Raw genomic sequence first — 13793 nt, forward strand, 5'->3', positions numbered from 1 at the left:
GCCGTCTAGCGAGCGTGCAGGCCGGACCCGGAGGTCGCGCCGCGGTACCAGTACTCAAGCGTCAGCACGTGCCACAGGTGCTTGGAGAAGTCCCGCTGCCCGGCGGCGTCCTCGGCGACCATCCGCGCCAGCGCCTCGCGGCGCAGGAATCCGGAATTGACGAGCACGCCGTCGTGCACCACCTCGCGCACCAGCGGCGCCAGATCCCGGCTCATCCAGGCGCGCAGCGGGGCACTGAACAGGCCCTTGGGCCGGTACGCGATCTCCCGCGGCAGGATCGAGGTGGCCGCCTCCTTGAGGACGGCCTTGCCCTGCCGTCCGACGATCTTGCGGTCGCCGGGCACCGCGAACGCGGCCCTGACCACCTCGACGTCCACGTACGGCACCCGCACCTCGGTCGACGCGGCCATGCTGGAGCGGTCCGTGTAGGCGAGGTTCAGGCCCGGCAGGAACATCCTGGCGTCGCCCAGGCACATGCGGTTGACGAAGTCGTCGAGGTCGTTGTCCTCGTAGACGTCCGCGTGCTCGGTCAGCACGTCCTCGACCGTCCCGGCCAGGTCCGGATCGATCAGCGCGATCAGTTCGTCCTGGTCGTACATGGTGTAGCTGCGCCGGAACGCGGTCTCCTCCGGCAGGTCGGCGAAGGACAGGAACCGCTTGGCGAACCGCACCGACCGGTACCCCCGCCGGGCCGTGGCGACCGGCAGCCTGTCCACGGCCGCGGACACCCCGCGCCGCAGCGGGCGCGGCACGCGCTGGTAGCGCAGCGCGAGCAGGTTGGCCAGGTGCTTGCGGTATCCGGCGAACAGTTCGTCGGCGCCCATCCCCGAGAGCAGCACCTTCACCCCGGCCTCCCGGGCGGCCGAGCAGATCAGGAACGTGTTGATCGCGGCGGGGTCGCCGATCGGCTCGTCCAGGTGGTACGTCATCTGCGGCAGCAGGTCGAGCACGTTCGGAGCGATCTCGATCTCGTGCAGGTCGACGCCGAACCGCCCGGCCACCTGCCGGGCGTAGCGGAGGTCGTCCGGCATCGCCTCGAACCTGGCGTCCTCGGCGCGGAAGCCGATCGTGTAGGCGGAGATGCCGGGCCGGTCGCGGGCCGCCAGCGCGGTCAGGTAGCTGGAGTCCAGTCCGCCCGAAAGGAAGGTCGCCACCGGCACGTCGGAGAGCAGGTGGCGCCGGGTCGACTCCTCGACGACGGCCGCGATGTCCGGCCGCTCACCGGCCCGGGCCCGCTCCCGGCCTTCGGCGGCGACGTCCTTCAGGTGCCAGAACCGGCCGCGCTCCACCCGTCCGTCGGGCCGGCACCGCAGCCAGCTCCCCGGCGGCAGCTTCTCCGCCTCGCGGAACGCGCACCGCGAGTCCGGCACCCAGTAGTACAGCAGCGAGGCCACCAGCGCCGCGTGGTCCACCTCCAGCGACCCGCCGGTGGCGGCGGCGAGCGCCTTGAGCTCGGAGGCGAACACCAGACCCGCACCGCGCCGGAGCAGGAACAGCGGTTTGATGCCGAGTTGGTCGCGGGCGAGCACCAGCTCACCGGTCCGCTCGTCGAAGATCCCGAACGCGAACATGCCGCGCAGCCGGGGCAGGCAGTCCGTGCCCCAGCGCCGCCAGGCCTCCAGCAGCACCTCGGTGTCGGACGTGCCGCGGAAGCGCACCCCGGCGGCCGCCAGTTCGGCACGCAGCTCGGGCGCGTTGTACAGCTCGCCGTTGTACGTCAGGACGAGCCCGCCCGAGGCCATCGGCTGGGCGCCGGTCTCGGACAGGTCCATGATGGCCAGCCGACGGTGCCCGAGCTGCACGTCGCCGTCACCGACGGGATGGCCGTACCGGCCCGCCCCGTCCGGACCGCGATGGGCGAGGACATCGGTGAGCCGGTCGGTCACGGCCTTCCCGTCCGGCCATCGGTACGTGCCTGCGATACCGCACATGTCCTACCGTGCCTCCTGGTCGATGTCCGGCACTCGTGCCCATGACGGCCGCTCCGTCCGCGGCCGTCCCTCCCCCACTGCCTGAACGGCGTGGGAGGTACCCCCACCGTTCTGCCGGGCCGACCCCTCGTCGTGGCCGCGCAGCGCGGTGTGCGGCCCGTCCCACAGCGTGCCGTCGGTCCGGTCACGCGGATCGGGGTCGATCAGCACTACACCGACCACCGCGATGCGCTGGTCCGCGAGCTGCCGCGCCACGGTGTGCAGCCATGCGACGCTGCCGTGCCCGGCCCGTACGACGAGCACGGTGCGGGTGCCGAGGTACCGGAGGTCGGTCCACGCGGCGCCGGGCGCCACCGAGCCGACGCCGAGGCGGCGCTCCTCGTGCGACACGGCCGCAGCGCTCTCACCGGTGACCACCGTGGGGTCTCCCGGCTTCGGGCGCCGGCCGGCGAGCTGCCCGCCCGGCAGGGCGTCGACGACGGACACGGGCCCCTCCGCCGCCAGTGCGGCGGCGAGGTCCAGGGCGATCGCACCCGCGCTGCGCGCGCAGCCCAGCTCCAGCAGCGACACCGGTTCCGCGGAGCCGCGCACGGTGCGGGCCAGGGACGTGGTGAGCCGTTCGCGTGCCGCCCGGGTCCGTCGGCGCTGCCACCACCGCGCCCGCCCGCGGGGCACCCGGCGCAGCTCCGCAATGACCGAGGAGCCGAGGTGCGCCGCGATGTCCCGGCGGAGCACGGGGCGGTCCGCCACCACCGCGCCGACCGCGGCCACCGCGAGCCCGAGGACCAGCCCGAGGACCAGACCGATCCCGGCGTTGGTGACGGCGGCCCTGGGCAGGGAGTGCCGTACCGGGCGCGCGGCGTCCACGATCTGGGTGCCGACGACGAGCCGGGGCGCACCGATGCGCGCTTCCGCGGCGCGTTGCCCGAAGTCGGTGATCCGCGAGGTGAGTTCGGCCCGGCGGGCGAAGAGCGACTCCGTGTTCGCCGACGCCTTCGGCCCGCTCTCCGGCGGTCCGTCTCCGATCGCCTCGTTGACCTGGGCGAGTTCGTCCCGCATCTGGTCACGCCGGTCGAGCAGGGCCTTGGCCTCGGCGTCCGCGGCTTCCCGTATCCGCCGTACGTGGTCCGCCACGAACGCGTCGGCCAGCGCCCCGGCCCGGGCCACCGCCTGCGCGTCGCTGTCACCTGTCGCATCGATCTGCAACAGGTTGTTGGTCACGCCGGTACCGCCGTAGTCCCGCATGAAGTCCTCCGGCTTTTCCGGGGACTTGAGGGAACGAAGGGCCTGACTCGCGATCCGCGTGGTGTGCAGCAGCGCGACGTCGGTGCGGATCAGCGTTCCGGGGTCGTTCGGCTGGTCCGCCTGGTGCGCGACCAGCACCTTGGTCACCGCGGTCGGCGGGGGCGGCATGAGGAACGCCGCCGCGGCGCCGGCCAGCAGCCCCAGCAGCGCCATGGTGCACCAGAGGCGGCGGCGCCTGCGGACCGCGACCACCAGCGCCTGGAGGTCCAGCAGCGGAGCGGCGGCCGACGGCTCCGGTGTCGTGCTCGTCGTCACACCGAACCTCGCCCCGCGTCGGCGCCGACGGCGAGCGCCGGCGTCCCATCGTCCGGCGCCCCACCGTCCGGCGGATCGCCGACGGATCGGGCCGGACGGCTCCGCACCGCGCCGGCGAGGACGGCGCCGACGACCTCGTACGTGGCGTCCGCGCAGGCCTCGGCGATGCCGGCGAGCTCCGCCGCGGTCCAGCTGTCCGCGCTGAGCACGACCAGGGCGCCGGACTCGTCGTCGCGGTCCGGCACCAGCGGCCGGGACACCGAAACCCCCACCACCCGCAGCAGCGGATCGCTCTCCGCCTCGGCGACGAGCTGCCCGGCGGCCCGGTGGGCGATCTCGTCGCCCTCCGGGACGAGGACCAGCAGCCGCCGGGGCGCCGGCAGCTGCTCCCGGAGGCGGGCGCACACCCGCCGGTAGCGGATCCGCCTGCCCGCCTCGTCGCCGGAGGCCTGCGGGGCCGGCAGGTCCCACCGGACGTCGACGCCCAGCAACCGGCGGATCCGCGCCCACGGGCCACGGTCCTCCGGCCGCTGCGCGGGCCGTTCACCGGGTACGTCGACGGAGCCCAGCAGCGCCGAACCCAGCGCCGCGGCGATCTCCGGTTCGGTGCGCAGCCTGCGGCTCATCCGCGCGGCGGTGAGATGCCCGATGACCGCGAGCAGGAAGAACAGCAGCGCCCCGCCGACGACGAGCTGCGTCCTCGTCGGCGGTGCCTCGCCGGTGGGCCGGGCCGCCGGCCCCATGACGACCATGTTGGCCTTGGTGGCGGCCGGGTCGGCCTGGTCCAGCTTGTTGACGGCCTCCTGCAGCGCGGTGCGCAGCTTCGCGAGCTCGGTCCGGGTCTGGACGCTCTCCACGGTATTCCCGGGATCGGCCGCGTCGGCGAGGTCGGTGATGCGGCGGCTGGTCTGCACCACGATCTTGCGCAGCGCCTCGGGCCCGGCCGCCGCTTCGGGGTCGGTGTTGTCGCCGGCGATCCGCGCGGCGAACGCGACGAACTGCCGCGCCACCTGGTCGGAGAGCTGTTGGGCGCGCTCCGGGGTGTCGGCCGTACCCGAGATCGTGATGATGTTGCCGTCGGCGGCCTTGGCGCTGACCCGGTCCCGGAGGCCGCGGCCGCCGACGCCGGACCAGCCGAGCGTGGCGGCCGCGCGGTCGACCACCACCGAACTGGTCGCGATCTGAGACTGGGTCAGCAGCTCGCGCTCCTCCCACGCACCCGGCAGCAGTACCGAAGCCGAGGTCGTGTAACGCGGCGGAAGGAGCAAGGAGGTGCCGTAGCCGACGAGCGCCCCCACCGCCGCGAGGACGGTGAGGAGCCGCCAGCGCCCGCGGACGATCCGGCCGATCGTGACCAGGCGTATCGTGTCATCGCTCAACGGTGCGGTCTCCTCGGTGCCCGTCCCGTTCGCCCGCGGGCACCGGAGTGTGATCCCGGCAGGCAGCGGCGTAGGCGGCGAGCAGCGACGCTTGCGAGTTCCGCCAGGCGAGCGGCCCGTTGATCCGCTCCTGGCCGATCTTTCCCATCCGGGCCCGCTGCTCCGGATCGTCCAGCAGCAGCGCGATGAGCCTGGCGAACTCGGCCTCGTCGTTGGCGGGCGCGTAGACGGCCGCGTCACCGGCGGAGACCCTCGCCTCCCGGAGGTCGAACGAGACGATCGGCCGGCCCATCACCATGTACTCCAGGACCTTGTTCATGGTCGACACGTCGTTGAGCGGATTGTGCGGGTCGGGGGACAGGCACACGTCCGCGGTCGACAGGTAGCGCGCCAGATCGGCGTCCGGTATCCGCCCGGTGAACTGGACCTGCTCGGAGAGCCCGAGCCGCCGGGACAGCTCCACCATCGCGTCGAAGGTGTCGCCGGCCCCGACGAACACCGCGTGCCAGTCGGTCCGCCCCTGCTCGTCACGCAGCTTCGCGAGGGCCCGCAACGCGTAGTCGACACCGTCCTGCGGGCCCATCACGCCGAGGTAGCACAGCAGATGGGGCTTGCCGCGCTTCAGCTCCTCCTCGGGCGGCACCGGCTGGAACCGGTCGGTGTCGGGCGCGCTGCGCACCACGAAGACGTCCCCCGGGCGCCGGCCGCCGCGGCGCAGCGCCACGTCCCGGTAGCTCTCGTTCGTGGCGAGCACGACGTCCGCGGCCCGGTAGGTCAGCCGCTCCAGCGCGCACACCGCGCGGTAGAGCAGGTCCTTTCCGCGGTCGAACCGCGAGAGGTACAGCTCGGGCACCAGGTCGTGCTGGTCGAAGACGAACCGCGCCCCGCGCCGCTTCAGCCACAGCGCCGGCAGGAACAGCAGGTCCGGCGGATTGCAGGCGTGGACCACGTCGACCGGGCCGACCCTGCGGGCCAGCCGGAACGTGTGCCACAGCGCCGTTCCGTACTCCTGGACGAAGCCGGCCGGCCCGCCGGTGGCCGCGCGCAACGGGTAGCGGTGGATCCGCACCCCGTCGATCACCGCCTCCGCCTCCGTGTCCCGCTTTTCCCCCCGGGGGCAGATGACGTGCACCGTCCAGCCCGCGTCGCGCAGCGTCGTGCACTCCTGCCACACCCGCCGGTCGAACGGCACCGACAGGTTCTCCACCAGGACCAGCGCGCGACGGGTCCGCCCGTCGCCGCCGTTCGCGTCACCAAGCAAGGCCCATGTACCCCGGTTCGGTCCGGCGCGCCTCGGCGTCGGGAAGGCGGATGAGGTCGACGATCACCGGGCCGTCGCCGTGCGGCAGCGCCGACAGGACGGCCGGGTCCTTGGTCCCGACAAGGCACACCTCGGCGTGTTCGAGGACCTCGTCGACGGACTCGGCGAGCAACTGCGCGAGGTGCGGCAGCCGGGTCTCGATGTACTCGCGGTTCGCGCCGAGCAGCCGGGACAGGTTCACGTTGGGGTCGTAGATCCGCAGGTCGTACCCCTTGCCGAAGAGCCGCTCGGCCAGCTCGACGAGCGGGCTCTCGCGGAGGTCGTCGGTGCCGGGTTTGAAGGACAGTCCGAACAGTCCCACCCGGCGCTTGCCGGTGCGCTCGACCAGCTCCACCGCGCGCTGCAGGTGTTCGGAGTTGGAGGGCAGCACATGGGCGAGGATGGGCACCGAGACGTCGGCCCGGCCCGCCGCGTGGACCAGGCTGCGCAGGTCCTTGGGCAGGCAGGAGCCGCCGAAGGCGAAGCCGGGCCGCAGGTAGGCGGAGCTGATGTTCAGCTTGCGGTCGGCCAGGAACACGTCCATCACCTGGTGCGAATCCACCCCGAGCGCCTGGCACACCGCGCCCAGCTCGTTCGCGAAGCCGATCTTGAGGCCGTGGAAAGCGTTGTCCGCGTACTTGATCGCCTCGGCCGTCGGGATCGGCACCCGGAACACCTCGGCCGACAGGCCTTCGTACAGCGCCGCGACCACGTCGCCGCTCGCCGGGTCGAGCTCGCCGATGACGGTCTTCGGCGGGTCGAAGAAGTCCCGCACGCTCGTGCCCTCGCGCAGGAACTCCGGGTTGACCGCGACCCCGAAGTCCACCCCGGCGGTGCCGCCGACGTACTTCTCCAGGATCGGGACCAGCAGGTTCAGGCAGGTGCCCGGGAGCATGGTGCTGCGGAACACGACGGTCTGCCGCCCGCCCCGCTCGGCCACCGCGGCACCGATCTGCTCGGTGACCCGCTCCAGATACGTGGTGCACAGGCTGCCGTTGGGCTCCGACGGCGTGCCCACGCAAATCAGCGACACCTCACTGCCCATGATCGCTTCGCGGACGTCGCGGGTGGCGCGCAACGCTCCGGTGCGTACGACCTCGGCGATGAGCTCGCCGATCCGCTCCTCGACCACCGGGGCCTTGCCCTCGTTGACCAGGTCGACCTTCACCTGGTTCACGTCCACCCCGATGACCTCGTGGCCCATGCTGGCCAGGCACGCGGCCGACACACAGCCCACGTAGCCCAGCCCTAAGACGCTGACCCTCATGACGCGTTCCTCCCCCCGGGCAGGCCCTTGTGGCCCGCCGTCCGCGCGCCGACCGGGCGGCGCTCCCCGCGCATCAGTAGGCCCCCTGCCCTTGGAGCACCGCACGCAGCGTCTTCCACAAAATCACCGTGTCGAGGGCGAGCGACCAGTCCTCCACGTACCGCAGGTCCAGCCGCACCGCCTCCTCCCACGGCAGATCGCTGCGTCCACTGACCTGCCACAGGCCGGTGAGCCCGGGCTTGACCAGCAGCCGCCGCCGGATGTCCGGTCCGTACGCGGCCGACTCCTCCGGCAGCGGAGGCCGCGGACCGACGAGCGACATCGATCCGGTGAGTACGTTGAACAGCTGCGGGAGCTCGTCGAGCGAGTACCGGCGCAGCATCGATCCGACCCGGGTCACCCGCGGATCCCGGCGGAGTTTGAACAGCGGGCCGGCGCCCTCGTTGAGGTCGGCCAGCTCGGCACGGGTCCCGTCGGCCCCGGCGACCATGGTGCGGAACTTGACGATGGTGAACTCGCGGCCGTCCTTGCCGACCCGGCGCTGGCAGTAGAACACCCCGCCGCGGCTGTCCGTCAGCACGAGCAGCGCGACGCACACCATCAGCGGTGCGAACAGCATCAGCAGGAGCGCCGCGCCCATCCGGTCCGCGACCTCTTTGACCGCCCGGGGACCTCCGGTGAAGGTCGGCATGCTGACCCGCAGCAGCGGTATCCCGAGCACCGCGTCGACGTGCAGCCGCGGGCCGGCCACCTCCATCAGCACGGGGGCCACGACCATGTCGGCATCGCTGCCTTCGAGGTTCCACGCCAGTCGTTGCAGCCGGTCCGGCGACCAGTGCGGGTCGGGTGTGACCGCGACGACACGGTAGCCGTCGCGGCGGACGTGGTTGGCGACCGCCGCCAGCGGTCCGACGACCGGCACTCCGTCGACGTGGTCACCGTCGGCCCCGAGGCCGTCCGGCGTGCAGACCGCCTCCACCCGCCAGCCGAGGTGCGGGAACTTGCGGGTCCGGGTGATGAGGTCGCGCACGGTGGCCAGGCTCCCGGCGGCGAGCACCGGGCGCAGGCACCGTCCGTCCTTCCGCTGCCTGTGCAGCCACAGGCGCAGCAGGTACCGCTCGGTCATGGTGACGAGCGTGATGGCCGGGATCGCGACGAAGATCCACAGCTTGATGTTGCGCGAGGTGAGGGCTATCCCGCCGAGCGCCAGCACGACGGCCGCCGTGAACAGCGAGCGTCCCAGCCGGCGGAATTCCTCGGCGCCCTGGCCGAGCACCGCCGGAGCCCACGCGCGGCCCACCGCGAGCGCCCCCAGCACCAGCAGTTCGGTGCCGAATGCGAGAATTCCCCACTTCTCGTGCCAGTTGGCCGCGTCCCTGGCCCCGAAGAAGACTCCGATCGCCGCCACCACGACGGCGGTTGCCACGGCATCAGCGGTGACGACGGTCCGGCGATACCGCTGTTCCCAGTCCATCGCGGGCCGGTCGACTTTCCCGTTTGCCGGCCGCCCGCGCGCCGCCGGAAACGGGTTGACTAATTCCCTCTGCTGCACAGGACCCCCCCAGGTCACCAGTGGTTCGGAGTGTTCTCTCCACACTGTGTTTCTCATTCGGGAGGCCCCCACCTCACGAATGGCATACCGGCTATTGCGGCGTTACTTGAACACTCACCCAGGCGGCAGCGGACCCGGATGTTCTATCAGACTCTTCAGTGCGCGGGAACCCGTCGAAATATCGGAGTGCTCCCCGCGCCCCCCTCTCGGGCACCAGGAATTGATCACTTATCCGGCCGGCGCCGAGAATGCGACTTGCGGCTGTCCGTAGCGCCAAACCTGTAGATCGCTCATTGTCGCCTTGTGGCCGAGCAGCTGAAGCACGGGTCAATCTAGACCATCGGGGCTCATCCGGAGAGGTGATGTGTGGAATCTGCGCTCAAGCTGCGAAGGCGGACCACCGGCGGGTCCCCGCCCGCCGGTGTGCCGGCAGCGGAGACGTGCCCGGTGACCTGTGGCGACGTGAATTCTCCGGCAGTGTTCCCGCCGGTCGCCGGCGGGTCCGCACGCGTGGGGTGTGGGGGTGCACCGGGGGCGCAACGGGGCGCACTGGTCGATTCGACGGCGGCCGCGAGACCGTCGAGTGCGCGTCGGATGCCTCGATGCCTGCCCGCAGGATGGAGATCCTTTCCCCCGCGTTGGCCGGAATTCCATTCTCCGGCCGGCCGGTGGGGATCGCCGCGCGGCAGCGACGGAATGAGAATCCGAACCATGCGTCGACCCTTCGCGCACGCGTAGAGCAATCGTCGTCCAATTGCCCGGAGCCGTAGTGCGGGCGCGGTTCCGGAAAGCATTCCAGTTGCCGTTTGCGATCGCCGCCGCAGCTGCGCGGATCCGTTACGCACCGCCCGGCCGGGGACGGCCCGGGGCCTGTGGGTAGGGTGAGCGCGCTCCGGAGGGCCGGGGTCCGATCACTTATGGGGTAGGGAATGGCGAAGCACCGTTTGTCCAGAAAAGGCCGCTACATCGCCCTGGCGACGACAAGCGTCGTCGTCGTGGCCGGCGCCGGGATCGCGGCGCAGACCTCGGTGGCGGCCACGGCGTGGCCCGCGCAGAGGACCTACACGGGCCGGGCGTTCGACGCCTGCACCGCCCCCTCGCTCACCGCGATGACGGCGTGGAAGAGGGACGCCTACTACGGCGGCGTCGCCGTCTACATCGGCGGCAGGAACCGCGGCTGCGCCCAGCCCAATCTGACCAAGCCCTGGGTGAAGTCCGTCGACGCGCTCGGCTGGCGGGTCATCCCGCTGTACGTGGGCGCCCAACCGCCCTGTCAGCAGAGCGGGAGCAAGGAGCGGTTCACCACGGCCAACGCGGCCTCGGTCGGCGTGAGCAACGCCAACGACGCGCTCTCCAAGGCCGCGGCGCTCGGCATCGTCCCCGGCAGCCCGGTCTACCTCAACATGGAGGCCTACGACATCTCCGACAAGGCCTGCAACGACGCCACGTTGACGTACGTGCGGGCCTTCAGCCGGACCCTGCGCGCCAAGACCTACCGCGCCGGCCTCTACGGCTTCAGCAGCTCCAGCGCCAAGGCGATCGCCACCGCCAAGGACCGCACGGACCTGCCGGGCAACCTCTGGTACGCCCTCTGGAACGGCCGGGAGACCACCACCGGCGACTGGCCATGGGACCCCAAGCTGTACACCGGACACAGCCGCGGCCACCAGTACAAGGCCAACAGCAAGGAGACCCGCGGGGGTCACACCATCAACGTCGACCGCAACGCCTGGGACGCCCCGGTCGCCATCATCGGCTGACCGGCGGGCGTCCGCGACCACGCCACCGACCGTACCGAACACGGCGGATGGTCACTCACGCGGAACCATTGGCCCCCGTTCGCACTCTCTGCTGGGGCAGGCAGAGTACGACGAACGGGGGACGCCATGAACAGGCGCACATTGCTCGCAGCGGGAACCGGCTTCGCGGCGGCCGCCGCCTGGACGGTCGGGAACGGGCAGGTCAACGCCGCGCCCGGGCACGGCTCCACCGCCAACGCCGGCCGCCGGGCGGGGACCCGGGGGACCGCGTCCGCCGCGGCCGGCCGCGCGGGCGCGCCCACCGCCGCCGACTGGACCGCGCTCGGCAGAGGACTCCAGGGCCGTCTCATACGGCCCGGCGACGCCGACTACGCCACCGCCCGCCAGCTGTACAACACCCGCTTCGACGGCCTGCGTCCCGCCTCCGTCGCCTACACGGCCAACACCACCGACGTCGCCGAGTGCCTGGCCTTCGCGCGCCGCCACGGCACGCCCGTCGCCATCCGCAACGGCGGACACTCGTACGCCGGTTGGTCCAGCGGCAACGGACGCCTGGTCATCGACGTCTCCGCGCTGAAGTCCATACGCACCGACTCCGGCAGCGCCGTCATCGGCGCCGGCGCCAAGCTCATCGACGTCTACACACAGCTCGGCGCGCACGGCGTCACCGTCCCCGGCGGCTCCTGCCCCACGGTCGGCATATCCGGCCTCACCCTCGGCGGCGGCCACGGCGTGGTCTCCCGCGCCTACGGCCTCACCTCCGACAGCCTCACCGGCGCCCGCATCGTCACCGCCGACGGCAGGACCCTCGACGTGTCCAAGGACCGGGAGGCCGACCTGTTCTGGGCGCTGCGCGGCGCCGGCAACGGCAACTTCGGCGTCGTCACCGAACTGCGGTTCCGCACCCACAAGGCCGCCGACGGCGTCACCGCCTACATGACCTGGCCCTGGTCGAAGGCCGCCGCCGTGCTCCGCTCCTGGCAGGAATGGGGCCCGCGCCAGCCCGACGAGATCTGGTCGGCGCTGCACCTGTCCGCCGCCCCCGGCCGCACCCCCACCATCTCCGTGGCCTGCTTCTCGCTCGGCACGTACGGCGCGCTGCAGAACGCCGTCGACCGGCTCGCGGACGGGGTCGGCGGCCCCGGCCCCGCCTCGTACGTCACCCTGAAGCGCCGCGGCTACCTCGACACCATGCGGATGTACGCGGGCTGCGCGACGAAGTCCACCACCCAGTGCCACCTGCCCGGCAAGACCCCCGGGCGGCAGCCCACCGGCATGCTCCAGCGGGAGACGTACGGGGCGCGCTCGGACTTCTTCGACCGTTCGCTGAGCGCCGCCGGCATCCGGGCGCTGCTCGACCAGGTCGAACGCTACGGGCGCCGCACCGGCGGCGGCGGAGCCGTCTCCGTGGCGCTCACCGCGCTCGGCGGAGCCGTCAACCGCGTCTCCCCGCAGGCCACGGCCTTCGTGCACCGGAACTCGCGCTTCCTGGCGCAGTACACCGCGTCCTGGCCCGCCGGCGGGTCCGGCAGCGTGCAGACGGCCTGGCTGGACGGCGCGCACGCGGCGATGCGGCGCTATGCCTCGGGCGCGGCGTACCAGAACTACACGGACGCGACCCTCAAGGACTGGCGCTCCGCGTACTACGGACCGGCCGCCGACCGGCTGACCAGGCTGAAGAAGCGCTACGACCCGAACCGCCTCTTCGACTTCCCCCAGGCCCTGTGAAGCCGTGACGACGGGGAGGAACGCACAGTGACCGCGTCGTCACCCTGACGGCCTACCCGCGCCGGCTCCGCCCGTAGCGCGCTCATCGCGGCGTCCACCGCGGCGGATCCCGCGGGGCGCCGGCCGGCCGACCCGTTCGTCGGGGCGCTATGTCTGCATTGCGTAGATATTCTGAAGGGTGTGATCGAGTCTGGACGGCCGCGGCCCCGTCGGCGATACGGCCGGGGAATGCTCGTGCGGCTGTCGCCGGTCATCCTGACCGTCGTGATCGCCAGCCTGGCCTACTCCACCCCGCCGGAAATGGCCTTCAGCCGCCTCCTGCCCGCCGCGCCGGCCCTGGCCGCCGCCATGTGGCCGGTCCTGCCCACCGTGCTGCTCGGGACGGTCTGCCTCCTGCTGATGATCGGCCTCAGCCTCGTCTTCCCCGACCTGGGAACGTGGTGGACGGCCGCGGGGATCATCGCGGTCACCGTGGCCGCCGCGTACGGAAGCCACGTCCGGCTCCAGCGGGAGCGGACCCTCTTCCAGGTGCGGCTCGTCGCCGACGCGGCGCAGCAGGTGGTGCTGAGCCCCATGCCGCGCCGCTTCGGGAACGTCGAAATCGAATCGCTGTACCTCGCGGCCGCGGCGGAGGCCCGCATCGGCGGGGACTTCTACGAGGTGGTCGACACCCCGTACGGCGTCAGGCTGCTCATCGGTGACGTGCGGGGCAAGGGCCTGCCGGCCGTGGGGGCGGCCGCGGCGATCGTCAACGCCTTCCGGGAGGCTGCCTACGGGGAGAGAGACCTGGTCGACGTGGCGCGCAGGCTGGACGCCAGCAGCAGCCGCTACAACGCCGCCTTCTCCACGGACGGGCCGCTGGAGCGCTTCGCCACCGCCCTTCTCGTGCAGATCCCGCACGGGGGAGGGCGCATCGACATCCTCAACTGCGGGCACCCCCCGCCGATGCTCGTGAACCGCCGGCAGGTCCGCGTCATCGAGTCCGCCGTCCCCTCGCCGCTGCTCGGTCTAGCGGAGCTGATCGGCGATCACTACAACGCCGACACCGTCGACTTCGCCCCCGGCGACCTGCTGCTCCTGTACACCGACGGGATCGCCGAAGCCCGCGCCCGCGACGGCGAGTTCTTCCCCCTGGCGGCCTGGATGCGCCACCAGCCCCAGAGACCGCCCCGCGAACTGCTCGCGGCTCTCCACCGCGACCTCCTCCGCTACAGCAGAGGACGCCTGGACGACGACATCGCCGCCCTCGCCGTACGCCTGTCCGAGCCCTGAGCGGGCACCGTTCGCGATCAGGACGGCGAAGGCCGGCTCGACGG

At 72.3% G+C, this 13793-nt stretch carries 9 protein-coding genes; 3 read left to right on the top strand and 6 right to left on the bottom strand.

The genetic code is table 11. From position 1 onward, the window contains the following. Positions 1–5: 5 nt before the first annotated feature. The 6 genes from asnB to OG764_RS35415 all read right to left on the bottom strand — a co-directional run bounded on the left by asnB (position 6) and on the right by OG764_RS35415 (position 8989). Positions 6–1931 (bottom strand): asparagine synthase (glutamine-hydrolyzing), encoded by a 1926-nt coding sequence (gene asnB, locus OG764_RS35390; RefSeq protein ID WP_328972440.1) that lies wholly within the window; start codon positions 1929–1931, stop codon positions 6–8. Positions 1932–1934: 3 nt separating this feature from the next. Then, positions 1935–3491: a Wzz/FepE/Etk N-terminal domain-containing protein gene (locus OG764_RS35395; RefSeq protein ID WP_328972441.1), complete on the bottom strand. Its 1557-nt coding sequence runs from the start codon at positions 3489–3491 to the stop codon at positions 1935–1937. Beyond that, positions 3488–4870 (bottom strand): polysaccharide biosynthesis protein, encoded by a 1383-nt coding sequence (locus tag OG764_RS35400; RefSeq protein WP_328972442.1) that lies wholly within the window; start codon positions 4868–4870, stop codon positions 3488–3490. Before OG764_RS35400 ends, OG764_RS35395 begins: the two co-directional genes overlap by 4 nt. Beyond that, positions 4860–6131, bottom strand: a complete 1272-nt coding sequence (locus OG764_RS35405; RefSeq protein ID WP_328972443.1) for a glycosyltransferase family 4 protein — start codon at positions 6129–6131, stop codon at positions 4860–4862. Before OG764_RS35405 ends, OG764_RS35400 begins: the two co-directional genes overlap by 11 nt. Then, positions 6121–7437 carry a nucleotide sugar dehydrogenase gene (locus OG764_RS35410; RefSeq protein ID WP_328972444.1) on the bottom strand — a complete coding sequence of 439 codons (1317 nt, stop codon included), beginning with the start codon at positions 7435–7437 and terminating at the stop codon, positions 6121–6123. The genes OG764_RS35405 and OG764_RS35410 overlap by 11 nt, the downstream gene beginning before the upstream one ends. A gap of 73 nt (positions 7438–7510) precedes the next feature. Next, complete coding sequence (locus OG764_RS35415) at positions 7511–8989, bottom strand: sugar transferase (protein WP_328972445.1); 1479 nt, start codon at positions 8987–8989, stop codon at positions 7511–7513. Between the two features lie 929 nt (positions 8990–9918). Between OG764_RS35415 and OG764_RS35420 the strand changes: the two genes are divergently transcribed. From OG764_RS35420 to OG764_RS35430, 3 genes are all read left to right on the top strand, one after another. After that, positions 9919–10749 (top strand): glycoside hydrolase domain-containing protein, encoded by an 831-nt coding sequence (locus OG764_RS35420; RefSeq protein WP_328972446.1) that lies wholly within the window; start codon positions 9919–9921, stop codon positions 10747–10749. 126 nt (positions 10750–10875) lie between these two features. Further along, complete coding sequence (locus OG764_RS35425) at positions 10876–12477, top strand: FAD-binding oxidoreductase (RefSeq protein ID WP_328972447.1); 1602 nt, start codon at positions 10876–10878, stop codon at positions 12475–12477. A 228-nt stretch (positions 12478–12705) separates the two neighbouring features. Further along, positions 12706–13749 (top strand): PP2C family protein-serine/threonine phosphatase, encoded by a 1044-nt coding sequence (locus tag OG764_RS35430; protein ID WP_328972448.1) that lies wholly within the window; start codon positions 12706–12708, stop codon positions 13747–13749. The last annotated feature ends 44 nt before the right edge of the window (positions 13750–13793 follow it).

Origin of the sequence: Streptomyces sp. NBC_00239 (assembly GCF_036194065.1) — a bacterium.
Classification (GTDB): domain Bacteria; phylum Actinomycetota; class Actinomycetes; order Streptomycetales; family Streptomycetaceae; genus Streptomyces.

Bases quoted from the DNA above. Each gene is read 5' to 3' on its own strand.
- asnB (WP_328972440.1), bottom strand. From the start codon at position 1,931: ATGTGCGGTATCGCAGGCACGTACCGATGGCCGGACGGGAAGGCCGTG.
- OG764_RS35410 (WP_328972444.1), bottom strand. From the start codon at position 7,437: ATGAGGGTCAGCGTCTTAGGGCTGGGCTACGTGGGCTGTGTGTCGGCC.
- OG764_RS35420 (WP_328972446.1), top strand. From the start codon at position 9,919: ATGGCGAAGCACCGTTTGTCCAGAAAAGGCCGCTACATCGCCCTGGCG.
- OG764_RS35425 (WP_328972447.1), top strand. From the start codon at position 10,876: ATGAACAGGCGCACATTGCTCGCAGCGGGAACCGGCTTCGCGGCGGCC.
- OG764_RS35430 (WP_328972448.1), top strand. From the start codon at position 12,706: ATGCTCGTGCGGCTGTCGCCGGTCATCCTGACCGTCGTGATCGCCAGC.